This window comes from Amycolatopsis sp. FBCC-B4732, from assembly GCF_023008405.1.
In the GTDB taxonomy this organism is placed as follows: Bacteria; Actinomycetota; Actinomycetes; order Mycobacteriales; family Pseudonocardiaceae; genus Amycolatopsis; species Amycolatopsis pretoriensis_A.
This window is the reverse complement of record NZ_CP095376.1, coordinates 9631529-9654411: the sequence shown is the minus strand read 5'-3', so window position 1 is coordinate 9654411 and position 22883 is coordinate 9631529. Positions and strand designations below refer to the sequence as shown.

The following is a 22883-nucleotide window of genomic DNA, read 5'->3' as shown; positions in this document are numbered from 1 at the left end:
CGGCCCGGGAACACCACAGGGAGAGACGCATGAAACCGAAGACGAAGGGCATCACCGCCGCGGTCGTCGGCACCGCGCTCGGCGCCGGCGGGCTCGCGTTCGTCGCGATGCCGGCCAGCGCCGACGACAAGCCGGCGCTGCCGCAGGTGAGCGCCGAGGACCTGGTCCAGTCGGTGGTCAAGGCGAAGCCGGGCGCGTTCGACGGCACCGTGAAGGTGAGCAACGACCTGGGCCTGCCCGCGGTGGGGAACGCGGTGCCGGGCGCGTCGGCGCTGAACATGGACTCGGCGCACATCTTCAGCGACGGCGCCGGCAAGAGCCGCCTCGCCGTCACGCAGGGGGCCAGCCAGGAGACCGTGGTCCACGACGGCACGACCGTGTGGGACTACAGCTCCAAGACCAACACCGCGACCAAGGTGACCATCCCGGCCGACGTGGCCAAGCAGAAGGGCGCGGGCAGCGAGAAGACGCCCGACCCGGTCACGGCGTCCACCGAACTGCTGGCGAAGGTCCGCGAGAGCAGCACGGTGTCGGTCGACGGCACCGCGACCGTCGCCGACCGCCCCGCGTACGAGCTGGTCCTGACGCCGAAGCCGACCGAGCGGACGCTGCTGCGCGAGATCCGCGTCGCGGTCGACTCGCAGACGCGCATGCCGCTGCGGGTGTCGGTGCTGAGCAACGGCACGTCGACGCCGGCGCTCGAGGTCGCGTTCAGCGAGATCCGGTTCACGCAGCAGCCGGCCGACCTCTTCACCTTCACCCCGCCGAAGGGCGCGAAGGTGCAGGAGAAGACGCCGACGGTCGACCAGCAGCACAAGGACCTCGCCGAGCAGGCCAAGCAGGACGTCAAGGTCGTCGGCGACGGCTGGGACACCGTGGTGACCGGCAAGGTCCCGGCGGACGCGCTGAACGCGGCGCCGAAGGCCCAGGGCGAGCGCAAGGGTGCGCCGGCCGACCCGAAGGCACTGCTCGAGCGGTTCGCCAAGAAGGTCAGCGGCACCTGGGGCAGCGGCTACCTCGTCACGACGAAGGTGGGCTCCGCGGTCCTGACCGACGACGGCCGGTTCGCCGCCGGTGCGGTGCCGGAGCAGGTCCTCTACGAAGCGCTGGGTCAGAAGTGACCAGCACGGCTGTGGAGTCCGGGGCGGACGTCTCTTCGGAGGCGTCCGCCCCGGCGGTCCCGCTCGCCGCGCGCACGCGCGGGTTGCGCAAGGTGTACGGCAGCACGGTCGCGGTCGACCACGTCGACCTCGACATCCCGCAGGGCGCGGTCGTGGGGATGCTCGGGCCGAACGGCTCGGGCAAGACGACCACCATCCGGATGCTGCTCGGCCTGGTCCGGCCGACCGAGGGCGAGGTCCAGCTGCTCGGCCGCCCGATGCCGGACGCCGCCGCGCACGCGCTGCCCGACGTCGGCGCGCTCGTCGAGGGGCCGGGCTTCCACCCGTTCCTGTCCGGGCGCGACAACCTGCTGCGCTTCGCCGCCGCGGAACCCCGGCTGGCTTCGGCCGGGATCCCCGCCGCCGTCGACTCCGCGTTGGAGCGCGTCGGGCTGACGGTCGCCGCGCGCCGCCGGTACAAGGGTTACTCGCTCGGCATGAAGCAACGGCTCGGGCTCGCTTCGGCGTTGCTCGTGCCGCGCAAGATGGTCGTGCTCGACGAGCCGACCAACGGCCTCGACCCTGCTGGTACCAGGGAGATCCGCAGGATCGTCGCCGAGCTGCACGCCGAGGGCGTCACCGTGCTGGTGTCGTCGCACCTGCTGGCCGAGGTCGAAGCGACCTGCACGCACGTCGCCGTGCTGCAGAGCGGGAACGTCGTCGCGCAGGGCGAGCTGGCGGAGCTGCTGGAGTCCGGGAACGCGGCCCTGCTGGTCCGCACGCCGGACGCGGAGCAGGCGGTGGAAGTGCTGCGGGAGAACCGGATCGGCGCCCGGCTGACGCCGGACGGCGTCCGCGTCGACCTCACGGCGGCGGAAGCACCGCGGGTGCTGCAGGTCCTGGTGGGCGCGGGGGTCGCGGTCCACGAGGCGACGCGGGCGCGCACCGGGCTCGAAGACTTGTTCGCCCGGCTGACGGAGGGGGCGGAATGACCGCGGTACTCGACGCACCGGCGGCCCGCACGGGCCACGACACGGTGCCGCTGCCCCGGCTGCTGGCCGCGGAGCTGCGCTGGATCTTCCGGCGGCCGCGCACGTTGGCCGTGCTCGGGCTGCTGGCGCTGATCCCGGTGATCATCGGCATCGGCCTGACCCTGGTCGACGACCAGCCGGGCAGCGGCGGCGGCCCGGACGAGGGCGGCGGCGCGCTGCTGGCGTCCGCGGTCAACAACGCGTTCGTCCTGCCGATCGCGGCGATCGTGATGTCGCTGGCACTGCTGCTCCCGCTGGCCTCGGCCATGGCGGGCGCGGACGCGATCGCCGGCGAGACGGCGCACGGAACGCTGCGCGGCTGGCTGATCGCCCCGGTCGGCCGCGGCCGGCTCCTGGCGGTCAAGGCGTTCGGCGTCGCGACCGTGTCAGTGGTCTCGGTGCTCGCGATGTGCGTGACCGGCGTCGTGACCGGGCTGATCATCAACGGCACGGACTCGCTGTTCACGTTGTCGGGCACGACGTTGTCGCTCGGCGGCGCGCTGGCCCGGATCCTGCTGGTGGCGGGCTGGGTGGTGCTCCAGCTGTGGGCGGTCGGCGCGGTCGCGCTGGCGATCTCCAGCTGGACCGAGCACCCGATGCTGGTGGTGGCGTCGGTCCTGGCGACCGACATCGTGTTCACCATCCTCGGGTTTCTGTCCTCTTTGGACTGGCTGCACCCGTTCCTGCTGACACAGAACTGGTCGATGGCACCGGCGGAGGTGCTGCAGGACCCGATGGGCACGCAGATGCTCGGCGAAGGCGCGCTGCGCGCGGTGTGCTACATCGTCATCGGCCTTTCCCTGGCCTACGCGAGGCTCTCCACCCGCGACGGCTGAGACTCCTCGTGAGTGTTTAGGGCGGTTCTAACCGCCCTAAACACTCACGACAACCCGACCACAGCAACACCGTCCGGGTCCAGCTCGAGCGCCACCGCGTCGCCCGCACGCAGATCCGAAGCCGCCGGCGCGACCGCGTCCACTGTGGACTCACTCGAGCGCACCACGAGCCGCACGTGCTCCCGCCGGTGCACGGCCTCCACCACTTCCCCGGCCGTACCGGAAGCGGCCACCCGCAGCGCGTGCGGCCGCAAGCCCAGCCGCACCGGGCCGTCGGCGACGTCCGGGAGGACGACGTCACCGAGGGGTGTGTGCGCGTGCCCGCCGGCCACGACGCCGTCCACGAACGTCGTCACCCCGAGGAAGCGGGCCACGTCGTCGTCGGCCGGGTTGCGCCAGACGCGCCGGACCGCGCCCTCCTGCCGGACCTCCCCGGCGTCGAGCACCGCCACCCGGTCGGCGAGCGTGAACGCCTCCTCCTGGTCGTGCGTGACCAGCAACGCGGTGATCTTGCTGCGCCGCAACAGCTCCGCGAGCTCGATGGCCAGCTGCTCGCGCAACCCGGCGTCCAATCCGGACAGTGGCTCGTCGAGCAGCAGCAGCCGCGGCTTCGGTGCCAGCGCCCTGGCCAGTGCGACCCGCTGGGCCTGGCCGCCGGAAAGCTCGGTGACGCGCCGCTTTTCGAAGCCGGTCAAGCCGACCAGCGCCAGCAGCTCGGCGACCCGCGGCGCCCACTGCGCGCGCGGCACGCCGTGCATGCGCAGGCCGAACGCGATGTTCGCTGCGACGTCGCGGTGGCCGAAGAGCTGGCCGTCCTGGAACACCAGCCCGAAGCCGCGCTTGTGCACCGGCACCGCGCCGAGGTCCTCGCCGTCCCAGCTCACCGAACCGCGCGTGCCCGGCTCGAGCCCCGTGATCGCGCGCAGCAGCGTCGACTTCCCCGACCCCGACGGGCCGAGCAGGGCCAGCACTTCGCCGTCCGCGATGTCCAGGCGGGCGTCGCGCACCGCGGCGAACGTTCCGTAGTGGACGGTCAGGTCCCGCACCGACAACGCCATCAGAACTCCCCCACCCGGCCGCGTCCGAGCCGGTCGATCAGCGCGACCGCCAGCACCGTCACGAGCATCAGCAGCGCGCACGCGGCGTACGCCATCTGGTTGTTGAGCTCCCCCGGCCGTCCCATCAGTGACGCGATCGCCACCGGCAGCGTCGGCGCCGTCGGGCGGGCCAGGAAGCTGGTCGCGCCGAACTCGCCGAGCGCCACGACGAAGCCGAACCCGGCGGCGGCGACCAGCGGGCGCAGCGCCAGCGGCAGGTCGATCTCGCGCCACACGCGCAGCGGGCTCGCACCGAGCGTCGACGCGGCCTGCCGCAGCCGGACGTCGACCGAGCGCAGCACCGGCAGCACCATCCGCACGATCAGCGGCGTGATCACCAGTGCCTGGGCCAGCGGGACGAGGTAGGGCGACGTCCGCAGGTCGCCGGGCAGCGCGTCGAGCGTGACGAGGTAGCCGAAGCCGACGGTCACCGCGGACACGCCGAGCGGCAGCATCAGCACGGCGTCCATGGTTTCCCCGAGCCCGCGCGCGGGTTTCGACGGCGACCGCCGCAGCGCCACCAGCACCACGGACGCGAGCACGCCGACGACCATCGCGAGCAGCGTCGCGTCGATCGCGACCTTCAGCGAGTTCACCGCGGCGTCCCAACCGGACACCTGCAGCGCGCCCTTCTCGCCGGTGCTCGTCAGTGCCCGGTACCCGGCGAGGCTCCAGCCGTCCTCAGTGGACACGGACTCGGCGAGCAGCGCGACGATCGGCGTCAGCAGCAGGGCGAGCACGACGCCGGCCGCGCCGACGCCCCACCATTCGCCGCCTCTCGGCCGCCGCGGCCCGCCGGAGCCGATCCGGGCGCCGTCCTTGCGCCGCCGGGCCAGCCCGCCGAGCACCAGCGCGGCGACCACGGCCGCGAACTGGATGACCGACAGCGCCGCCGCGCCCGAGAGGTCCAGCAGGTCGACCGTGCGCAGGTAGATCTCGGTTTCCAACGTCCGGTACTTCGCGCCGCCGAGGATCAGGACGACCCCGAAACTGGTGGCGCAGAACAGGAACACCACGGCCGCGGCGGACGCGACCGCCGGGGCCAGCGCGGGCAGCGTCACCGAGCGGAAAGCCCGCCACGGGGACGCGCCGAGCGCGCGGGCGGCGTCGGTCGTCCGCGGATCGAGCCGCGCCCACAGCCCGGCGACCGTGCGCGCGACGACCGCGACGTTGAAGAAGGCGTTGGCCAGCACGATCGGCAGCACGCCGCCGTCCGGCCAGAGCGCCCGGAACGCCAGCCCGACGACGACCGTGGGCAGCACGAACGGCACCAGCACCAGGGTCCGCGCCAGGCCGACGCCGGGCAGTTCCACCCGGGCCAGCAGGAACGCCACCGGCAGCCCGGCGACCACGGCGACCACCGTCGACGCCGCCGCGCTCGCCACGGTGAAGCCGGCCAGCTGCCAGGTCCGCGCGTCGCCGAGGACGACGTCGAGCCCGCCCTCGGCGAACCCGCGCCCGACGATCGCCAGCACGGGCCAGGCGAAGAAGACCACCAGGAACCCGATCGGGGCCAGCCCCAGCAGCGCCAGGCCGAGCCCGCGGGCGGTTCTCGGCGGGGCCCCCGCTGCTTTGCGGGGGCTCCGGGTGGCGGAGCCCCCGGCCCGGGGCGGAGCCTCGGGTGTCACTGTCACTGCACGAGCGTGCGCCATTCGCCGATCCACTTCTCCCGGCCGGCCTGCACCTGGTCCGCCGTCAGCGCTTGCGGCTTCTGCTGCAGCGGCGCGACCTGCGCCCAGCCCGCGGGCAGGTCGACGCCCTGGCGCGCCGGGTAGACGTACATGTTGGCCGCGACGGTCGCCTGGAACTGCTGCGACAAAAGGAAGTCGACGACCTTGCGCGCGCTTTCGGTCTGCTTGCCGCCGGCCAGCACGCCGGCGTACTCGACCTGGCGGTAGCAGGTGTCGAGCAGCGCCTTGGTGCGCGGCTTGCCGTCGTCGCCGACTTCGGCGGCCGGCGAAGACGCGTACGAGACGACGATCGGCCGCGGCCCCTTGCCCGCGGAGCCGGAGAAGTCCTTGGTGTAGGCCTCTTCCCAGCCGCTGACCACCTTGAGGCCGTTGGCCTTCAGCTTCGTCCAGTAGCCCTGCCAGCCGGACTCGCCGTACTTCGCGATGGTGCCGAGGAGGAACGCGAGCCCGGGCGACGCCGTGGCCGGGTCCTCGGCGACGAGGAGGTCCTTGTACTTCGGGTCGGCCAGGTCGTCGTAGCTCGACGGCGCCGGGATGCCCTTGGTGGCGAAGTAGTTCGTGTCGACGTTGACGCAGACGTCCCCGACGTCGACGGCGGAGAGCCGGTGCTCGGGATCGACGGCGTAGCGCTGCGGCCCGCGGTCGGCTTCCGGGCTGGTGTAGGGCTCGAATACGCCTTCCTTGAGCGCGCGCGAGGCGAAGGTCGAGTCGACGCCGTACGCGACGTCGCCGACCGGGTTCGCCTTGGTCAGCACGAGCTTGTTGGTCAGCGATCCGGCGTCGCCCTGCTTGAGCACGGAAATCTTGATGCCCGACTGCTTCTGGAAGGCGTCGAGCACCTCCTGCGGCGCCAGGAAGGAGTCGTGCGTCACGAGGGTGACGGTGGGCGTCTGCTGCGTGCCACCGTCGCCGTCCGACAGCGAGCACCCCGCGGCGACGACGCTGACGACGGCGATGGCCGTCGCGGCGCGAACAGCCCTGCGTTTCATCTACCCCTCCTGCACTTCGCCGGACGAGGAGAGGAAGCCCTCCCTTCGCCGGCATGATCCGGTCAGGTGCGAACGGTCGCGGGGTGACCCGCCTCTCAGCCCGGCTGACCGGACTCCCGTGGCAACCGTGCAGCGTAGTCCAGGACGGACGACCATGGAGACATGACGGAAATCTTGAGCGACTCCGAGGCCGACGGACGACTGGGCGCGAACTGGACGCGTACCGGAGCGGTGATCTCCCGGGAGGTGGAGCTGGCTTCGTTCTCCCAGGCGATCGAGGTGGTGGACCGCGTGGCCGTGCTGGCGGAGGCGGCCGACCACCACCCGGACATCGACATCCGCTGGCGCACCTTGACGTTCCGCCTCAGCACGCACTCGGCGGGCGGCCTGACGGCGAAGGACTTCTCCCTGGCGGCCGAGATCGACTCGGTGCTTTCGGCGTTGTGATCCTGGTTACTCTGAGTGCACTTTTTTGCCGGTTCGACGTCTCTCGGTAAACGACTTTTGCTAGGAGAGACGGACATGACCCAGGCCATCGTGGTCGGCACAGCAGCATTCGCGACGATGGTGGCGGCAGCCGGCGGTGTGCTCTGGTTCACCGCCAAGGGCCGCCGTCACCCGGATGCCGGTGAGTTCGATCACAGCCGCTAACGAAGCGCAAGATCAGCGCGCTGAGCAGGGCGGAAGCATCGGTTTTCGGCCCTAGGAAACGCCATGAACAGCACCGCCACCCTCACCTCCGCGCAGCGCGCCTGGATCAACGCCCTCGCCCCCGCGGTGGTGCTGATCACCATCGCCCTGATGGGCCTGCTCGGCTGAGTTCGACCACGCCGCCGCTCTGACTTCTCGAGCGGCGGCGTTCTCAACGGATCTCTTCCGGTGCCGGAAACGCGGCCGGTGGCTCGTCCTCGACAGTCCAGTATTCGAGCGCCGACAACCGGCCTTCGTCGACGAACACGATGAGCCCGCCGCCCGGCACGTCGGCTTCGACCGCCACCCGCTCGGCGACCTCGAACGTGGGCGCGTCCGCATCGACTTCGAGATCGACGGTCGGGCACCCGCAACCGCAGCGGCCGCTCACCTTCGCGGTGGCGGCCTGCACCCGCAGTTCAGCGGCGCCCGGGAAGTCCCCCGCGAGAAGGACTTCCAGGGTCTCGCGCTCGTTCCGCGTGAGCGGGCGGCTCACCATCAGTAGCGGGACATGTTCGGGATCGCCTTCTCCGCGACCCCGATGAGGTCCTCGACCTTCGCCACGTCGGCTGTCACATCTTCAGCAGTCACCGAAGGTGCCACGGAAGAACGGTAGGCGACTTCGTTGCGCCGAACCCGCATCCGGTTGAAGGGACGCAGAAGCGGCCCCAGCGGCGGATCGAGCTGCGCGAGAACCGCTTCGTAGACGGCGATGTGGCCACCGCGGCTCGTCGCACGCAGGCCCTGGTTCTGCAGGATGGCCGCCAAAGCCCGGCGGGCGCCGTCGTACGCCAGCGTGTAGGCGCCTTCCGGATCCGAGTTCAGCAGCTGCCGCGCCGAACCGACGTGGGTACGAGCCCTGGCGAGCTCCCCTTCCGCGGCTTCCCGTGAAGCCGGGACGTGTTCGAGGGAACCGCGCGCGATGAGCGCGTCGATCGTGGCGCGCCCTTGGTTCCACGGGGTCATCGGGATGGCTCCTGGTCGAGGGACAACGGGACCAGCGGACGCTCACGCACGCTGACGAGAAACGGATCCGTGCTGCCTGCCGCCCACGAGGCCGGCGAGATCCGGTGGACGTTGACCTCACGGCCCAGCCGGCGCGACACGCCTTCAGCCAGGTCGAAGAGCACGTCCGGGTCAGGCGAACCGACGACGAGCACGTCGACGTCCCCGGGCGGCGGGCCCGGTTCGCCGCGGTAGCGCGCGGCCCAGGACCCGTAGATGTAGGCCTCGTGCACACCCGTCAGACCCGACAAAGCCTCGGCGAGCAGCGGCAGCGGCCCGAAGGTGACCGCGATGACCTCGCTCAACGGCCGGTAGAGCGGGGTGTCCGTGCGGGCTTTGACAAGCCGGCTCCGGCCGACTCGCCGGTCTTCCAGGATGCCGCCACCCACGAGCCGTTCGACCTCGCGCAGCACGGCCGTCGGCGTGACACCACAGGCCTCGGCGAGCTCGGTGATGCTGTATTCGCGCTCCGGGTGCAGCAGGACCAGCGCCAGCAGCTCGCCCTGCATGCGCGAACGCAGCAAAGGCAGCAAACTCGGCGAAGCTTTCATTGGACGCAGCATACCCTGCGCCGAATGAAAGCAACACTCAGTAGTTCTTGCTCACCAGGCGTGCGTCAGACGTTGAAGCGGAACTCGACCACGTCGCCGTCGGTCATGACGTAGTCCTTGCCCTCCATGCGGACCTTGCCCGCCGCGCGGGCGGCCGCCATCGAGCCGGCGGTCATCAGGTCGTCGTAGGAGACGATTTCCGCCTTGATGAAGCCGCGCTCGAAGTCCGTGTGGATGACGCCTGCGGCCTGCGGGGCCGTCGCGCCCTGGGGGATCGTCCAGGCGCGGGACTCCTTCGGGCCCGCCGTCAGGTACGTCTGCAGGCCGAGCGTGTGGAAGCCCGCACGGGCCAGCGAGTAGAGGCCCGGCTCCGGCTGGCCGACCGACTCCAGGAGCTCGCGGACCGACTCCTCGTCGTCCAGTTCCAGCAGCTCCGCCTCGACCTTCGCGTCGAGGAACACCGCGTCCGCCGGGGCGACCAGCTTGGTCAGCTCCTCGCGGCGGGCTTCGTCGGTGAGGACGCCTTCGTCGGCGTTGAAGACGTACAGGAACGGCTTCGTCGTCAGGAGGCTGTGCTCGCGAAGCAGTTCGAGGTCGACGTCCTTCTGAGCCGAGAAGAGCGTGCGCCCGCTGTCGAGGATCTCCTTCGCCTTCTGCGCGGCCTCGAGCGCGGGCTTCGCTTCCTTCTTGGTCCGCGCTTCCTTCTCCAGCCGCCAGACGGCCTTCTCGAGGGTCTGCAGGTCGGCCAGGATCAGCTCGGTGTTGATCGTCTCGATGTCGCTCAGCGGATCGATCCGGCCGTCGACGTGGATCACGTCCGGGTCGTCGAACACGCGGATGACCTGGCAGATCGCGTTGGCCTCACGGATGTTCGCGAGGAACTTGTTGCCCAGCCCGGCACCCTCGGAGGCGCCCTTCACGATGCCCGCGATGTCCACGAAGGACACGACCGCCGGGACGATCTTCTCCGACTTGTGCAGCTCGGCCAGCTTGTCCAGCCGGGGATCCGGCAGCGGGACCACGCCGACGTTCGGCTCGATCGTCGCGAACGGGTAGTTCGCGGCGAGCACGTCGTTGCGGGTCAGCGCGTTGAACAGAGTGGACTTGCCGACGTTGGGCAGGCCGACGATACCGAGGGTGAGGCTCACGACCCCGCAGTCTACGTGGCTGCCCCGGTCGGGCCCCACGCACCCGACGCCGCGTCGGATTTCCGCCAGCCACGGCGCTGACCTGCTGGCATGCTCGAATCCATGGTCACGACAACCGAAGCGCCGGCGCTCTGGCGCGACGTCGAACGCTGCTACCGCGTGGTCACCGCCCGCGACTCGCGCTTCGACGGCCAGTTCATCATGGCCGTCCGCACCACCGGCATCTACTGCCGCCCGTCGTGCCCGGCGTCGACGCCGAAAGCGCAGAACGTCCGCTTCTTCCCGACGTCGGCGGCCGCGCAGGCCAACGGCTTCCGCGCCTGCCGCCGCTGCCTGCCCGACGCCGTGCCCGGCTCGCCCGACTGGAACGTCCGCGCCGACCTCGCGGCGCGGGCGATGCGCCTGATCTCGGACGGGACTGTGGAGCGCGAAGGCGTCCCCGGCCTCGCACGCCGGCTCGGCTATTCGGAACGCCAGCTCGGCCGGGTCCTCACCGCCGAACTCGGCGCGGGCCCGCTCGCCCTGGCCCGGGCGCACCGCGCCCACTCGGCCCGGCTGCTCATCGAGCTGTCCGAGCTGCCGCTGACCGACGTCGCGTTCGCGGCGGGGTTCTCGAGTGTGCGGCAGTTCAACGAGACGATCCGCGAAGTGTTCGCGACAACGCCTTCGCAGCTTCGCGCCTTCGCGGCTTCACGACGGGGGCGCCACGGCGACGTGAGCGGGACGCGCCTCAGCCTGCGCCTGCCGTTCCGGCCACCGTTCGACGCTCTGGGGCTGCTTCGGTTCTTCGCCGACCACGCGTTGCCGGGGGTCGAGGTCGTCACTTCGGAGTCCTACGCCCGGTCGCTGCGGCTCGCCCACGGCACCGGCGTCGTCCGGCTGACGCCGCGACCGGACCACGTTCGCTGCGAGCTGGTGCTCACCGACCTGCGCGACCTCGGCAGCGCGGTCAGCCGGGTCCGCCGCCTGCTCGACCTCGACGCCGACCCGGCGGCGGTCACGCGTGTGCTCGGCGCCGACCCGGCGCTGGCCCCGCTGGTGGCGGCGGCGCCGGGAATCCGGGTGCCCGGCACGGTAGACGGCGAGGAACTGCTGCTCCGCACCCTGCTCGGCGACGAGGTGCCCGGTCCGCTCAGGGCACCCGGGGCGCTCGGTCCGCTCAGCTCACCCGGGGTGCTCAACTCGCCCGGAGCGCCCGATCCGCTCAGCTCGCCTAGGGTGCTCAACTCGCTCGGGTCGCTCGGCCAGCTCAGCTCGCCCGGAACGCCCGGCCCGCTCAGGGCGTTCGACTCGGCCCGTTCGCCTAGCCCCCTCCGCGGCCTCGGCGAGGAGATCCCCGGCGAGTGGGGCGTCACGCGGCTTTTCCCAGCCACGGCCCAGCTGGCGGCCACCGGCCACCCCGTCGCGGTCGCGCTGGCCGAGGGGCGGCTCGACGTGCACGTCGGCCGGGATGCCGCCGACCTGCGGGCGGAGCTGCTGGCGTGCCCCGGCATCGACGCGTCGACCGCCGACTACGTGCTGATGCGCGTCCTCGGCGCCCCGGACGTCCTGCTCGTCGAGGACGCCGCGGTCCGGCACGGCGCCGAAGCACTGGGCATCTCTCCGGAGTCGTTGCCGGAGCATGCGCGCCGGTGGACCCCGTGGTGCTCCTACGCCGGCAGGTACCTCCAGCGAGCCGCCGGCTGAGCCGCGTCAGCCCTGCTCGCCCTGCCACAACAGGGCCTGGGCCACGATCACCTGATCGCCGTCGAACGTCGCGGCCGGTGAGCCGTGCAGGCGGTAGCCGAGCTCCAGTGCCTCGCTGACGCGGTGGCAGAACTTCGCGTCGTCGGGGCCGGTGAGCAGGCGGTAGCGGGGCAGGCCGTTCGGCGGCTGGTCCGTCATGGCTTCATCTTGTCCGAGCGATCAGCCGGCGCGCACCTCCAATGTCGAGCCCGTGCGGGACTTGCGGACCCGCAGCCGCGTCGGGATGCGCTGCCGCAGCTCCTCGACGTGCGACACGAGCCCAACCACCCGGCCGCCGGCGCGGAGCTCGTCGAGGATGTTCATCACGACGTCGAGCGTTTCGGCGTCCAGGGTGCCGAAACCCTCGTCGACGAACAGCGTGTCCAGCAGCGCGCCGCCGGTCTCCCCCGCGACGACGTCGGCCAACCCCAGCGCGAGGGCCAGCGACGCGAGGAAGGATTCGCCACCGGACAGCGTCTTCGCCGGGCGGATGGTGCCCGAGTAGTCGTCCAGCACGTCGATGCCGAGCCCGCCGCGGGTGCCGCGCGCGCCGGCCGCGTCCGAGTGCACGAACGAGTAGCGCCCCTGGCTCATGGTGCGCAGCCGGTGCGTGGCCGCGACCGCCACCTCTTCCAGCCGCGCCGCCAGCACGTACGACCGCAGCGACATCTTCCGGCTGTTCTGACCGCGCCCGTTGACGACCTCCGCCAGCGCCCGCAGTTCGGCGTACGCCGCTTCGGCCGGCGCCAGCCCGGCGAGCGCCTTCCGCAGCAGGCCGGCCAGCCTCGTCAGCTCCTCGTGCTGCGCGGCGGCCACCCGCAGCGCCGCGTACGCCGAGTCGGCCCGCGCCCGCGCCAGTTCGGCCGCGTCGGCCGCGCGGTCGACGTCCGCGACGTCGTCCGGCGAGATCCCGAACAGGTCCGGCTCGGACAGCAGCGCCCGTGCCCCGGCCGCGGTCGCCTCGGCCTCCGCGATGCCCTGTTCGAGCTTCTCGATCTGCTCGTCCGGCAGCATCGCGGCCCGCGCTTTCTTCAGCGACGTGAACCCCTTCGCCGTGACCGCCGCTTCGACCAGCGTGCGTTGCTCGGCCACCCGTTCCCGGGCGCCGGTGACCGCCGTCCGGGCCTCTGTGACCGCCTCGAGAGCCTCCGCCAGGCCGATCAGGTGCCCGCGCCGGGCCGCGACGTCCGCGAACTCGCCGCGTCCGGCGACCAGCCGCCGTTCACGCTCGGCCAGCCGTTCTTCGAGGGCCCGGACGTCGGTCGTCGCCTCGGTCGCCGCCTGCTCGGCCTGACGGCGGCGCTCGGTGCGCGCATCGAGGTCTCGTTGCAAGAGGACGACCTGCTGCCCCAGCTTCGCCTTACCGGCCGCTTGCTGCGTCAGCACCGCGACCGTCGACCGGGCTTCCGCCAGCTCGGCGGCGATCGACTCCGCCGTGCGCCCGGCCAGCCGTTCGAGCAAGCCGGCCAGCCGCGCCTTCGCCTCTTCGAGCGCGACCACGACCCGCTGCCGTATCGCGTCCGCCGCCTGCTCGGCTTCTTCGGCGCCCCGTTCCTCGGCCGGGTCGACCAGCTCGGCGTCCCGGTTCGCCGGCGACGGGTGCTCGGCCGACCCGCACACCGGGCACGGCGCCCCCTCCGGCAACGCGGCGGCCAGCTCGGCCGCCATCCCGTCGAGCCGCCGCTCGCGCAGGTCGAGCCGCCGCTGCCGCGCCGCTTGGTGCGTGTCGATCACCTCGCGCAGCTTCGCCTCGCCGCGCCCGACTTTCGCTTGCGCCTCGGGCAGCTCGGCCGCGTCACGCGCCGCGGCCGCCAGCTCCTCGACCTTGGCGCGGGCCCCGTCGAGCTTGGCTTCCGCCTCGGCCGCTTCGAGGGCGTCCGCCCGCAGCTTGGCCAGCTGGCCGGGGATCGCGGCCAGCTCGGCGGTCAGCTGCTCGGCCTGCTGCCGGGCCGTGACGGCGGCCAGCTTCCGGTCGTCGCGCCGCATCACGTCGATCTGCTGCTGCTCGGCTTCGGCGACCAGCTCGGCGACCGCGCCGGCCTCTTCCCGCGCGGTGGCCGCCCGCGCTTTCAGGTCACCGGTCGCGCGGGTGCCGAACTCCCGCAGGTGCCCACCGCACGCCTTCTCCGCCTGCTCGGCTTCGGCGAGTTCGGCGGCCCGGCGGTCCAGCAGATCGGCTTCGACGGCGACCCCGGCCGCCCGCCGCGCGGCCGCGACCTCCTGCGCCCACTCGGCCCGCTGCGGCGCCTGCTCGGTGATCTCCAGGAGCCGCAGGTGCGCGGTGCGGACGCGCCGGATCTTCTCCGCGCCCGCGCGCTCTTCCTGCAGGTAGACGTCCGCGCGCTGGGCGGCCGCCCGCGCGCGTTCCTCCTCGGCCGTGACCTGCCCGACGCGTTCGCCCGAGGCGGCGAGCACGTCGGCGACCCACTCGGCGACGTCGGTCTCCGGTGGATCCTGCTGGGCCTCCTGCGCGTATCGGGCCAACAGCTCCCGCACGTCCTGCTGCCGCTTTTCCAGCTCGCGGCCGCGGTCGGCCCGCAGGTCGGCGAACCAGTGTTCGACGTCGGCGAAGCGCTCGGTGCCGAAGAGCCGCTCGAGGAGCTTCTCGCGCTCGGCGGTGTCCGACCGTAGGAACCGGGCGAACTCGCCCTGCGGCAACAGCACCACCTGGAAGAACTGCGCCGCGGTCATCCCGAGCAGCCGCTCGACGGTGCGCGCGACCTCCTCGATCCGGATCAGGCCCTCGGGGGCCAGGCCGGCGGGCGCGGTGCCGATCCAGCTCAGCGACACCCGGGCCTGCTGGGTGGTCGTGCCCTCGCCGCGCCGCTTCGGCCGCTGGTACTCCGGGTTGCGCACGATCTTCAGCCGGTGCCCCTGCACGGTGAGCTCCAGCGCGACCTCGGTGACCTGGTCGGAGTCGGCGAGGTCGCAGCGCAGCCGCTTGGCTTCGTTGCGGGCGCCGGGGACCACGCCGAACAACGCGAACGCGATCGCGTCGAGCAGCGTCGTCTTGCCCGCCCCGGTTTCGCCGTGCAGGAGAAAGAGACCGTCGGCGCCGAGCACGTCGAAGTCGACCACTTCGCGTGCGCAGTACGGCCCGAAGGCTTCGACCTCCAGCCTGTGCAGCCTCATTTCGCGAGGGCCCCCCGGTCGGCCGCTTCCAGTGCCTTGAAGAGGAGCTGCTCTTCGCTCTCGGTCGGCGGGGCGCCGCGGCAGTCGTCGAGGAAGCTGCGCGAGATCTCGATGTCGGACCGGCCGCGGACGGCTTCGGAATAGCGCAGCGGGGCGCCGTCGTGGCCGCCCGCGGGCTCCCACTCCAGGTGCACCGCGTACGGGAACCGCTCGCGCAGGCGCCGCATCGCGTCCACCGGGCGGACCCGGTCGGTGACCGTGACCGAGAGGAAGTGGCCGAGGTGGACCTCGTGCGCCGGGTCGTGCAGGAGGTCCTCGATCTCGCCGCTGATCGTGGCGAGCGCCCGGGGCACCGGCAGCTCGTGCCGGCGCACCTCACCGAGACCATCGGCGTCCACGTCGACCAGCCAGACCGATTTCCGTTGGCGCGCTTCGGAAAACGAGTACGCCAGCGGGCTGCCGGAGTAGCGGAGGTGCTCGGCGAGCGTCTGCGGGCCGTGGAGGTGGCCGAGGGCCACGTAGTCGACGCCGTCGAAGACCGAGCCGGGCACCTGCTCGACGCCGCCGACCGCGATCGTCCGCTCGGACTCGGTCGGTTCGCCGCCGGTGACGAACGCGTGCGCGAGCACGACCGACCGCGCGCCCGGCCGGGTGGCGAGGTCCGCGCGGATCCGGCGCATGGCCTCGGTGAGCACGCCGGTGTGGCCGCGCGCCTCCGGCACGCCCAGCGCGTGGCGCGCCGGTTCCGGTTCCAGGTAAGGGATGCCGTAGACGGCGACCGGCCCGTGGTCGTCGTCGAGCAGCACCGGTTCGGCCAGCCCGCCGACGGTGGTGCGCAGGTGCAGGCCGCCCGCCGCGGCGAACTCCGCGAAGGCGCCGAGCCGGGGCGCGGAGTCGTGGTTTCCGGGCGTGACGATCAGCTGGGCGCCGGCCGCGCGGATCCGGGCGACGGCCGCGGTGGCCACCCGGACCGCCTCGGCGGAGGGCACCGCGCGGTCGTAGACGTCACCTGCCACCAAGACGGCGTCGATCGCCTCGCCGGCCACGAGGTCGGCGAGGTGCCCGAGCACCGCTTCCTGTTCCGCGAGCAGATCGGCGCCGTGGAACGTGCGGCCGATGTGCCAGTCGGAGGTGTGCAGGAATCTCACGGAAGCCAAGGTACGACCCGGGTCCGACGAAAACCCGGAGGCTCGCCGCCCGCTCACTCGAACGTGTGTACTAACACGAGAGTGCCGGTTCGGACACGCCCTGCGGGGAATCGAAGTGTTCGCAGGTCAGCTACCCAGAGCGACGGTCCGGGTGCGGATTTTGTCGGTGGGGTCCGCCATGATGTCCCCGCGGTCCGATTCCGGCCGGAGGGAGGAGACGAAGTGGCGACAGTGCTGACCACCGCGGCGATCGTGCTGGCGGTCCTGCTGCTCGTCGCCGTCGCGGTGCTGTGGCGGCTGTACAACGACGGGATGCGCCGGGCGGACGCGGCGGCCCGGCTGGTCGCGGCCGAGCGCGCGAAGGCGGATCAGCAGCAGCTGGCGCTGCGGCGCTACGAGGTGGCGTTCGCGTCGATCAGCGGGCGCGGCGAGCTGGGCGAGCAGGTGCTGGTCGAGACGGCGCGCGCGCTCGGGCTGCGCGAGGACCTCCACTTCACGCTGCAGACCGACCTGGCGGGCGGCGGCGCGGCGAAACCGGACATGGTGCTGAGCGTGGGCGGCGGCCGCACGGTGCCCGTCGACGCGAAGGCGAGCATGGCGACGTGGTCGGAGGCGATCGAGACCGACGACCCGGACGAGCGGATCGACGCGTTGCGCGCGCACGTCCGTCAGATCCGTTCACGCGCGGCCGAGCTGGCGGGCAAGGGTTACCAGCGCTGGGCGGACGCGATCTACGGCACGATCATGTTCGTCCCCTCGGACGCGGCGGTGGTCGCGGCGATGGACACGGACCCGGAGCTGCTGAGGTGGCTGATCGACCGCCGGGTGTTCCTGTGCGGCCCGACGGGCTTCGGGGTCCTGGCTTCGGCGGCCCTGTTCGCGGCGAGCGACCGGACCCTGGAGGCGGACGTCGAGCAGGTCCGCGCGGGAGCCGCGGCGGCCCACCGGGCGGCCGGTGGCGCGGTGGAGGCGCTGAACCTGTCGAGCACGCACCTGCAGCGGTTCCTGTCGGCCCGGCGGCGGGAACTGGAGGCGCTGGAGACGTTCCGGGCGACGGTGGCCCCGTTGACGGACGCGTCGGGTAGTCCGGCGCCGGTCCCGACGGTGCGGAAGGGAGACGAACTGGCGGCAAGCTGAACGACCCGCACCCCGGCGGCGACCGGGCGGCAGCGGCACGGCACCTGGGGCGGCTTCCACAGGCGGCTACGCGGCCAGGCCGGACGGCAACGGCACTCCGGGCTCCGGCCAGGCAGGCGGCAGCGGGACGCCGGGCGCTCCTGCGGCGGCTTCTACAGGCGGCTGCGCGGCCAAGCCGGACGGCAGCGGCACTCCGGGCTCCGCGGCCAGGCAGGCGACAGCGGCACTCCGGGCGCTCCTGCGGCGGCTTCTACAGGCGGCTGCGCGGCCAAGCCGGACGGCAGCGGCACTCCGGGCTCCTGCGGCGAGACCGGTCGCGGCCTTGCGGCGAGGCCGGTTGCGATCGGCGGCGCAGGCCAGGTGCGATCGGCGGCGCAGGCCGATGGCGAGCAGCGGCGCAGGCCGGGCGCGCTCTTGCGGCGAGGCCGGTTACGAGCACCAGCGCAGGCCGGGCGCGATCGGTGGCGCAGGCCGCCTCGGCCGGCGAGCCTGCGGCCGGCGGCGCATGAGCCACCGGCGGCCCGGGGCGACCCGAGCGCATGCCGAGCCAGGCGAGCGGCGGCACGAGCCCTCGATCACGTGGCCACGCGCACGGCGAGCAGCCGCGCGGGCGACGCGATCAGCGGCGCAAGCCACCTCCAGCGGCGGCTAAGCCCGCGCAGGTAGCCACGAGGACCGGCGCCGTACCGCGAGCATGCCCGCAGCCGACGTGACCAGGCACGATCCGCCGCCGAACGAGCCCTGCGCAAGTCGCTCGAAGCCGAACCGCGCACCTCCGCACCCCTCGCCTGAGCACTCGTGGCGAAGGTCCCCAGCACCGTCACCGTCCGCTTCGACCTGGCCTCCGGGTCAGGCCGCCGGGTGGCTTTAGCCCCACGTCGGCGGCGGTGCTGGCAAGATCTTCACAACCACGAGATACGGTGTTGCCCTGTGACCGCGATTCGCGATCGCCAGAGCGATCCAGATGCCGACGACGTCCCTGTTCCGTGGGATGAGCGTCCTGTCGTCGGTTCGAGGCGCGGACTGCCCTGGTGGGCGGCGGTCCTGGTCGGCCTCGTCCTGGCGGTCGTGGGCGCCCTCCTCGGCAAGCCGAGTCAGGCGAACATTCCGGTGGTCTTCGTCGTCTGCTACATCGCCGGGGCCGTGATCGCGGTCTGCGCGGTGCGGCGGCGGGGGCTGTTCGGGCCGATGGTGATGCCGCCGCTCGTGCTGGCCGTCACCGTGCCCGGCGTCATCCTGCTGACCTCGGGGTCGCAGGGCGACGACATGCTGGCGAAGGCCCTCAACATCGGCAGCCCGCTGATCAACAGCTTCCCCATGATGGCCATCACCACCGGCATCACGCTGCTGATCGGCTTCGTCCGCATCTTCCGCGAGCGCGACCCGGACGCCCCGAAGAAGGCCAAGGCCGTCGAGGACGACGACGAGCAGCCCCGGCCGAGCCGGCCGCGGCCGGCGAACCGGACCGGTCAGACGCCCGTGCCGCCGCGACGTGGCCGGGACGGGGAACCGCCTCGACGTCCGCGTCCCCCTGCGGAAGGCGAACGCCGGACGCCGCGTCCGCCCGCCGGTGACCCGAACACCCGGGGCGCCCGGAAGCCGCCGCCCGCGAACCGGCGGCCGCGTCCGGACGACGCCGACCCGCGGCGGCGTGAGCCTCGCGGTGATGCTCCGCGACGCCGTCCGCGGCCGCCCGAAGACGGCCGGGATGCTCCGCCGCCTCGACGTCCGTCCGGTGGGCGGGGTGCGCCGCCTCGGCGGAACCGTCCCTGGGACGACGAAGAGCGCTGAAGCAACGAGAACGGCGGTCACCTCCAGCCAGGAGATGACCGCCGGTTCGCGGAGGAACCTCAGACCTTGCGCAGTTCCTTGGGCGGCGCGAAGGTGATCTTCTCGTTCGCCGTCGTGACCTCGTTGACGTCGCCGTAGCCGCGCTCGGCCAGCCAGTCCAGCAGCTGCATGACCAGCTCATCCGGCACCGACGCACCCGACGTGACGCCGACCGTCGTCACCCCGGACAGCCACGCCTCGTCGACCTCGTGCGCGAAGTCGACCAGGTACGAAGCCCGCGCCCCCGCCTTCAGCGCCACCTCGACCAGGCGCTTCGAGTTGGACGAGTTCGTCGACCCGACCACCAGCACCAGGTCGCACTCGGCGGCCATGGCCTTGACCGCGACCTGGCGGTTCGTCGTCGCGTAGCAGATGTCGTCGCTCGGCGGGTCCGCCAGACCCGGGAAGCGCTCGCGGAGCTGGTCGACGCGCTCCATCGTCTCGTCGACCGACAGCGTCGTCTGGGACAGCCAGATCACCTTCGACGGGTCGCGCACCTCGACCTTGTCGACGTCCTCGGCCTTGTCGACCAGCTGGACCTTGTCCGGCGCCTCGCCGGCCGTGCCCTCGACCTCTTCGTGGCCTTCGTGGCCGATCAGCAGGATGTCGTAGTCGTCGTTCGCGAACCGGTTGACCTCCTTGTGCACCTTCGTGACGAGGGGGCAGGTCGCGTCGATCGTGCGCAGCTTCCGGTCCGCGGCCTCCTGGTGCACCATCGGCGAGACGCCGTGGGCGGAGAACACCACGAGCGCGCCTTCGGGCACCTCGGACGTCTCGTCGACGAAGATCGCGCCGCGCTCGCGCAGCGTCTCGACGACGTGCTTGTTGTGCACGATCTCCTTGCGCACGTACACCGGGGCGCCGTAGACCTCGAGGGCCTTCTCGACGGCGATCACCGCCCGGTCGACGCCGGCGCAGTAACCACGCGGTTTGGCGAGCAGCACCCGCTTGCCGGAGGCGGTTCCGGTGATCGTCGGGGTACCCGCGGGCTCGATTCCGGGACTCGCTGAACTCATGGCACCCAGGGTACGGGCAGCCCCGAGCCGAACTCGAAGTCCCTTTCGGGTGAGCTTCGTCCCCCTTCGGTGCTGTGCCCGGGGTCACGCAACGCGCCCGAACCCACCCGTTCGGTTGGGCAGGATGGCGGACATGGGGCAGGCTAGACGCATGAAGCCATTCCCGCTCCCCCTCCGGGTCGCCGCGGGCCTCGCCGTCTCCACCGCCGAGCGGGTTCGTGACCTCCCCCGCCAGCTCGCCGGCCTCCCGGTGACCGTGGTCAGCCAGGTGCTGCAGGCCTCCATGCGGGTCCAGCAGCACGTCACCGAGCTGGCGATCAAGGGCGACAACGCGCTCTCGAGTCTTCGCCCGGTCGAGGACACGCCGAGCTGGGCGACGTTCGACGAGGACCTCGACGTCACGCCCCAGCGGCCGAACCTGACACCCGTCGCCGACGTTCCTGAGCCCCGTTCGGAACTCAACGGTCACCCTGGGTCACTTTCCGACCTCGAAGCGGAACTGGGTGATCCGTGGGCCGACGAGGAGCGCGCGCTCGCCGAGGACCACGCCGACGGCGAGAACGACGCCCCGGAGGACAACAAACCGCAGCCCGGCACGCCCAAGATCGACAAGAAGGCCAAGAGCGAGGTCCCGCGGACCAGCGCCGGCGGGTACGAGGGTCCGGCCGGGCTGACCGGCTACGACCAGCTCACCCTCCCGCAGCTGCGGGCCCGGTTGCGCCAGCTGTCGATCCCGCAGCTCGAAACCATCCTCGACTACGAGCGCGCGCACGCCGACCGCTCGTCGTTCACCGGGATGCTGTCCCGCCGGATCGCCAACGCGCGCAAGGCCGAACGAGCCGGGACCGAGCCGCCCGAAGAAACCGGCGACGACGCGGAAGGCCAGTGACCGAAACCGAAGCGAGCACCGCCGAGAAGCCGTGGCCGGTGCGCACGGTCGCGCGCAAGATCGGCGACTGGATCCACCGCCTCGGCGCCGTCTGGGTCGAAGGCCAGGTCACGCAGGTCAGCTCCCGCCCGAACACGCAGACGGCGTTCCTCACCCTGCGCGACCCGTCGGCGGACGTCTCGATGTCGGTGACCTGCCCGAACTGGCTGATCCGCGAGATGGAGCCGCCGCTGCGCGAAGGCGCGAGCGTGGTGGTGCACGCGAAGCCGTCGTTCTTCTTCGGCCGCGGCACCATCAGCCTGCGCGCCGACCAGATCCGCGCGGTCGGCATCGGTGAGCTGCTGGCCCGGATCGAACGCCTCAAGAAGCTGCTGACCGCCGAGGGCCTGTTCTCGGCCCAGCGCAAGCGGCCGATCCCGTTCCTGCCGAAGGGCGTCGGGCTGATCACCGGCCGCGCGTCGGCGGCCGAGCGGGACGTCCTGGCCAACGCGCAGGGGCGGTGGCCGCACGTGCGGATCAAGGTGTTCAACACCGCCGTCCAGGGCTCACAGGCGGTGCCGCAGGTCATGCGCGCGCTGAAGATGCTGGACGCCGACCCCGAGATCGACGTGATCGTCATCGCCCGCGGCGGCGGCAGCGTCGAGGACCTGCTGCCGTTCTCCGACGAAGCGCTCTGCCGCGCGGTGTCGGCCACCGGTACGCCGGTCGTCAGCGCGATCGGGCACGAGCCGGACACGCCGCTGCTCGACTACGTCGCCGACCTGCGCTGTTCGACGCCGACCGACGCGGGCAAGCGGATCGTCCCGGACCTGCGCGAGGAGACCGAACGCGTCCGGCAGATGCGCGACCGCGGGCGCCGCGCCCTGCACGGCTGGGTCGACACCCAGGCGCGGCTGCTGAACCAGATCCGCAGCCGTCCGGCGCTGGCCGATCCCCTCGGACCGATCCAACGGCGCCAGGACGACGTCGACGTCCACCGCGAGCGCGCGCGCCGAGCCATGCTGACCTTGCTCGCCAAGGACCAGGCCGAGATCGCCAGCGCGCGGGCCCGGCTCACCGCGCTCGGCCCGGCCGCGACGCTGGCCCGCGGGTACGCGGTCGTGCAGTTCATCGACGCCGAAGGCAACCTCCAGGTACTCCGCTCCGTCTCCGAGGTCGAGGCCGGTGCCCAGCTGCGCGTGCGCGTGGGTGACGGCGCGATCGGCGCGGTGGCGGAAGGGGCACAGGAGTGAGAGCGACGTTCCTCCCGCTCACGGTGGACGCGGCCCGGCGCCTGGGCGCGCGGCCGCTGCTGGACCAGGCGGAGCGCACCGACCGGGCCGCCGCCGAGTGCTGGACGGCGTTGCTCGCCGGCTGCCACAGCGCCGGCCGCCGCGACCTGGGCCCGCAGCTGCGCCGGCTGTCCGAGGCGACGTCGATGCAGGTCGGCTCGCGCTGGTGGTTCGCCGAGGGTGCCGGGCACCGGCGGCGGGTGGCCGGCGCGCAGGAGAACCTCGAAGAGGCGATCGCGGACGGTGACGGCCAGGAGTTCGCGCTGGCGTTCGTCGGGTACGACCACGCCATGGCCAGCGCGGTAGTGTGCGCGAACAGCGTGGAAGCCCGGAAGGTCGGAGAGCACCGAGCGTGAGTGAAGCAGCCAGCGAGGAACTCGGCTACGAGCAGGCCCGCGACCGCCTCGTCGAGGTCGTCCGCGAGCTCGAAGCCGGTGGCCTGTCCCTCGAGCAGTCGCTCGCGTTGTGGGAGAAGGGCGAGAAGCTCGCGAAGGTCTGTGAGCGCCATCTCGAAGGCGCGCGCGAGCGCGTCGAAGCTGCTCTGGCGTCCGTCGAGGACGAAACCGGCGACGGTCAGTGACGTTTGCCATGTCTTCG

General features: G+C 72.4%; 23 protein-coding genes and 1 riboswitch. Of the genes, 12 read left to right on the top strand and 11 right to left on the bottom strand.

The features are described 5' to 3' along the window. Nucleotides 1-29: 29 nt before the first annotated feature. From MUY14_RS44090 to MUY14_RS44080, 3 genes are read left to right on the top strand one after another with little or no spacing between them, the layout of a single operon-like run. Entirely contained in the window at nucleotides 30-1121 is a 1092-nt protein-coding gene (locus tag MUY14_RS44090) for an outer membrane lipoprotein carrier protein LolA (protein ID WP_247018773.1), read from the top strand. Next, a complete protein-coding gene (locus MUY14_RS44085; protein ID WP_247018771.1) occupies nucleotides 1118-2092 on the top strand; it encodes an ABC transporter ATP-binding protein in 975 nt (324 codons plus the stop codon). Before MUY14_RS44090 ends, MUY14_RS44085 begins: the two co-directional genes overlap by 4 nt. Continuing rightward, entirely contained in the window at nucleotides 2089-2967 is an 879-nt protein-coding gene (locus MUY14_RS44080; protein WP_247018769.1) for an ABC transporter permease, read from the top strand. Before MUY14_RS44085 ends, MUY14_RS44080 begins: the two co-directional genes overlap by 4 nt. 44 nt (nucleotides 2968-3011) lie before the next feature. Here MUY14_RS44080 and MUY14_RS44075 read toward each other — a convergent pair whose 3' ends face one another. The 3 genes from MUY14_RS44075 to MUY14_RS44065 all read right to left on the bottom strand — a co-directional run bounded on the left by MUY14_RS44075 (nucleotide 3012) and on the right by MUY14_RS44065 (nucleotide 6744). After that, the gene (locus tag MUY14_RS44075; protein ID WP_247018767.1) at nucleotides 3012-4025 is read right to left on the bottom strand and encodes an ABC transporter ATP-binding protein; all 1014 of its coding nucleotides are present in this window, start codon (nucleotides 4023-4025) and stop codon (nucleotides 3012-3014) included. Continuing rightward, nucleotides 4025-5581 carry an iron ABC transporter permease gene (locus tag MUY14_RS44070; RefSeq protein WP_247025523.1) on the bottom strand — a complete coding sequence of 519 codons (1557 nt, stop codon included), beginning with the start codon at nucleotides 5579-5581 and terminating at the stop codon, nucleotides 4025-4027. Before MUY14_RS44070 ends, MUY14_RS44075 begins: the two co-directional genes overlap by 1 nt. Before the next feature lie 113 nt (nucleotides 5582-5694). After that, nucleotides 5695-6744: a thiamine ABC transporter substrate binding subunit gene (locus MUY14_RS44065; RefSeq protein ID WP_247018765.1), complete on the bottom strand. Its 1050-nt coding sequence runs from the start codon at nucleotides 6742-6744 to the stop codon at nucleotides 5695-5697. Nucleotides 6745-6766: 22 nt separating this feature from the next. Next, nucleotides 6767-6874: riboswitch (TPP riboswitch) on the bottom strand. A 32-nt stretch (nucleotides 6875-6906) separates the two neighbouring features. Between MUY14_RS44065 and MUY14_RS44060 the strand changes: the two genes are divergently transcribed. Then, nucleotides 6907-7191 (top strand): 4a-hydroxytetrahydrobiopterin dehydratase, encoded by a 285-nt coding sequence (locus MUY14_RS44060; RefSeq protein ID WP_247018763.1) that lies wholly within the window; start codon nucleotides 6907-6909, stop codon nucleotides 7189-7191. Nucleotides 7192-7266: 75 nt separating this feature from the next. Next, nucleotides 7267-7395: a hypothetical protein gene (locus MUY14_RS47060; RefSeq protein ID WP_281506229.1), complete on the top strand. Its 129-nt coding sequence runs from the start codon at nucleotides 7267-7269 to the stop codon at nucleotides 7393-7395. Between the two features lie 211 nt (nucleotides 7396-7606). Here the strand turns inward: MUY14_RS47060 and MUY14_RS44055 are convergent, their stop codons facing one another. The 4 genes from MUY14_RS44055 to ychF all read right to left on the bottom strand — a co-directional run bounded on the left by MUY14_RS44055 (nucleotide 7607) and on the right by ychF (nucleotide 10138). Then, nucleotides 7607-7933 carry a hypothetical protein gene (locus MUY14_RS44055; protein WP_247018761.1) on the bottom strand — a complete coding sequence of 109 codons (327 nt, stop codon included), beginning with the start codon at nucleotides 7931-7933 and terminating at the stop codon, nucleotides 7607-7609. Beyond that, nucleotides 7933-8400, bottom strand: coding sequence for a hypothetical protein (locus tag MUY14_RS44050; RefSeq protein ID WP_247018759.1), 468 nt, complete (start codon nucleotides 8398-8400; stop codon nucleotides 7933-7935). Before MUY14_RS44050 ends, MUY14_RS44055 begins: the two co-directional genes overlap by 1 nt. Further along, on the bottom strand, nucleotides 8397-8990 hold the full coding sequence (locus MUY14_RS44045) for an ArsR family transcriptional regulator (protein ID WP_247018758.1): 594 nt from the start codon (nucleotides 8988-8990) through the stop codon (nucleotides 8397-8399). Before MUY14_RS44045 ends, MUY14_RS44050 begins: the two co-directional genes overlap by 4 nt. A 65-nt stretch (nucleotides 8991-9055) precedes the next feature. After that, a complete protein-coding gene (ychF, locus tag MUY14_RS44040; RefSeq protein WP_247018757.1) occupies nucleotides 9056-10138 on the bottom strand; it encodes a redox-regulated ATPase YchF in 1083 nt (360 codons plus the stop codon). 102 nt (nucleotides 10139-10240) lie between these two features. Here ychF and MUY14_RS44035 point away from each other — a divergent pair, with 102 nt between their 5' ends. Further along, the gene (locus tag MUY14_RS44035) at nucleotides 10241-11824 is read left to right on the top strand and encodes a DNA-3-methyladenine glycosylase 2 family protein (protein WP_396126641.1); all 1584 of its coding nucleotides are present in this window, start codon (nucleotides 10241-10243) and stop codon (nucleotides 11822-11824) included. Nucleotides 11825-11830: 6 nt separating this feature from the next. Here the strand turns inward: MUY14_RS44035 and MUY14_RS44030 are convergent, their stop codons facing one another. The 3 genes from MUY14_RS44030 to MUY14_RS44020 are packed head-to-tail and all read right to left on the bottom strand — an operon-like array spanning nucleotide 11831 to nucleotide 16143. Beyond that, nucleotides 11831-12022 (bottom strand): DUF1737 domain-containing protein, encoded by a 192-nt coding sequence (locus tag MUY14_RS44030; protein WP_125312655.1) that lies wholly within the window; start codon nucleotides 12020-12022, stop codon nucleotides 11831-11833. A gap of 21 nt (nucleotides 12023-12043) precedes the next feature. Then, entirely contained in the window at nucleotides 12044-14995 is a 2952-nt protein-coding gene (locus MUY14_RS44025; RefSeq protein ID WP_247018755.1) for an AAA family ATPase, read from the bottom strand. Next, nucleotides 14992-16143: an exonuclease SbcCD subunit D gene (locus MUY14_RS44020; RefSeq protein WP_247018753.1), complete on the bottom strand. Its 1152-nt coding sequence runs from the start codon at nucleotides 16141-16143 to the stop codon at nucleotides 14992-14994. The genes MUY14_RS44025 and MUY14_RS44020 overlap by 4 nt, the downstream gene beginning before the upstream one ends. 222 nt (nucleotides 16144-16365) lie before the next feature. Here MUY14_RS44020 and rmuC point away from each other — a divergent pair, with 222 nt between their 5' ends. Next, nucleotides 16366-17280 (top strand): DNA recombination protein RmuC, encoded by a 915-nt coding sequence (rmuC, locus tag MUY14_RS44015; protein WP_247018750.1) that lies wholly within the window; start codon nucleotides 16366-16368, stop codon nucleotides 17278-17280. Nucleotides 17281-18210: 930 nt separating this feature from the next. Next, complete coding sequence (locus MUY14_RS44010) at nucleotides 18211-19071, top strand: DUF6542 domain-containing protein (protein WP_247018748.1); 861 nt, start codon at nucleotides 18211-18213, stop codon at nucleotides 19069-19071. A 59-nt stretch (nucleotides 19072-19130) separates the two neighbouring features. On the opposite strand, the gene MUY14_RS44005 is transcribed toward MUY14_RS44010, so the two are convergent. Next, complete coding sequence (locus MUY14_RS44005) at nucleotides 19131-20126, bottom strand: 4-hydroxy-3-methylbut-2-enyl diphosphate reductase (protein WP_247018746.1); 996 nt, start codon at nucleotides 20124-20126, stop codon at nucleotides 19131-19133. A gap of 151 nt (nucleotides 20127-20277) precedes the next feature. Here MUY14_RS44005 and MUY14_RS44000 point away from each other — a divergent pair, with 151 nt between their 5' ends. The 4 genes from MUY14_RS44000 to MUY14_RS43985 are packed head-to-tail and all read left to right on the top strand — an operon-like array spanning nucleotide 20278 to nucleotide 22866. Beyond that, entirely contained in the window at nucleotides 20278-21015 is a 738-nt protein-coding gene (locus MUY14_RS44000) for a lipid droplet-associated protein (protein ID WP_247018744.1), read from the top strand. Next, complete coding sequence (gene xseA / locus MUY14_RS43995) at nucleotides 21012-22247, top strand: exodeoxyribonuclease VII large subunit (protein ID WP_247018742.1); 1236 nt, start codon at nucleotides 21012-21014, stop codon at nucleotides 22245-22247. Before MUY14_RS44000 ends, xseA begins: the two co-directional genes overlap by 4 nt. Further along, a complete protein-coding gene (locus tag MUY14_RS43990) occupies nucleotides 22244-22642 on the top strand; it encodes a hypothetical protein (protein ID WP_247018740.1) in 399 nt (132 codons plus the stop codon). The genes xseA and MUY14_RS43990 overlap by 4 nt, the downstream gene beginning before the upstream one ends. Continuing rightward, nucleotides 22639-22866 carry an exodeoxyribonuclease VII small subunit gene (locus tag MUY14_RS43985; protein WP_247018738.1) on the top strand — a complete coding sequence of 76 codons (228 nt, stop codon included), beginning with the start codon at nucleotides 22639-22641 and terminating at the stop codon, nucleotides 22864-22866. The genes MUY14_RS43990 and MUY14_RS43985 overlap by 4 nt, the downstream gene beginning before the upstream one ends. The last annotated feature ends 17 nt before the right edge of the window (nucleotides 22867-22883 follow it).

What these genes read in the sequence shown, in the direction of transcription:
- MUY14_RS44090 (WP_247018773.1), top strand. Translation starts at nt 30, where the DNA reads ATGAAACCGAAGACGAAGGGCATCACCGCCGCGGTCGTCGGCACCGCG.
- MUY14_RS44080 (WP_247018769.1), top strand. Translation starts at nt 2,089, where the DNA reads ATGACCGCGGTACTCGACGCACCGGCGGCCCGCACGGGCCACGACACG.
- MUY14_RS44075 (WP_247018767.1), bottom strand. Translation starts at nt 4,025, where the DNA reads ATGGCGTTGTCGGTGCGGGACCTGACCGTCCACTACGGAACGTTCGCC.
- MUY14_RS44065 (WP_247018765.1), bottom strand. Translation starts at nt 6,744, where the DNA reads ATGAAACGCAGGGCTGTTCGCGCCGCGACGGCCATCGCCGTCGTCAGC.
- MUY14_RS44060 (WP_247018763.1), top strand. Translation starts at nt 6,907, where the DNA reads ATGACGGAAATCTTGAGCGACTCCGAGGCCGACGGACGACTGGGCGCG.
- MUY14_RS47060 (WP_281506229.1), top strand. Translation starts at nt 7,267, where the DNA reads ATGACCCAGGCCATCGTGGTCGGCACAGCAGCATTCGCGACGATGGTG.
- MUY14_RS44055 (WP_247018761.1), bottom strand. Translation starts at nt 7,933, where the DNA reads ATGGTGAGCCGCCCGCTCACGCGGAACGAGCGCGAGACCCTGGAAGTC.
- MUY14_RS44050 (WP_247018759.1), bottom strand. Translation starts at nt 8,400, where the DNA reads ATGACCCCGTGGAACCAAGGGCGCGCCACGATCGACGCGCTCATCGCG.
- MUY14_RS44045 (WP_247018758.1), bottom strand. Translation starts at nt 8,990, where the DNA reads ATGAAAGCTTCGCCGAGTTTGCTGCCTTTGCTGCGTTCGCGCATGCAG.
- MUY14_RS44035 (WP_396126641.1), top strand. Translation starts at nt 10,241, where the DNA reads ATGGTCACGACAACCGAAGCGCCGGCGCTCTGGCGCGACGTCGAACGC.
- MUY14_RS44030 (WP_125312655.1), bottom strand. Translation starts at nt 12,022, where the DNA reads ATGACGGACCAGCCGCCGAACGGCCTGCCCCGCTACCGCCTGCTCACC.
- MUY14_RS44025 (WP_247018755.1), bottom strand. Translation starts at nt 14,995, where the DNA reads ATGAGGCTGCACAGGCTGGAGGTCGAAGCCTTCGGGCCGTACTGCGCA.
- MUY14_RS44005 (WP_247018746.1), bottom strand. Translation starts at nt 20,126, where the DNA reads ATGAGTTCAGCGAGTCCCGGAATCGAGCCCGCGGGTACCCCGACGATC.
- MUY14_RS44000 (WP_247018744.1), top strand. Translation starts at nt 20,278, where the DNA reads ATGAAGCCATTCCCGCTCCCCCTCCGGGTCGCCGCGGGCCTCGCCGTC.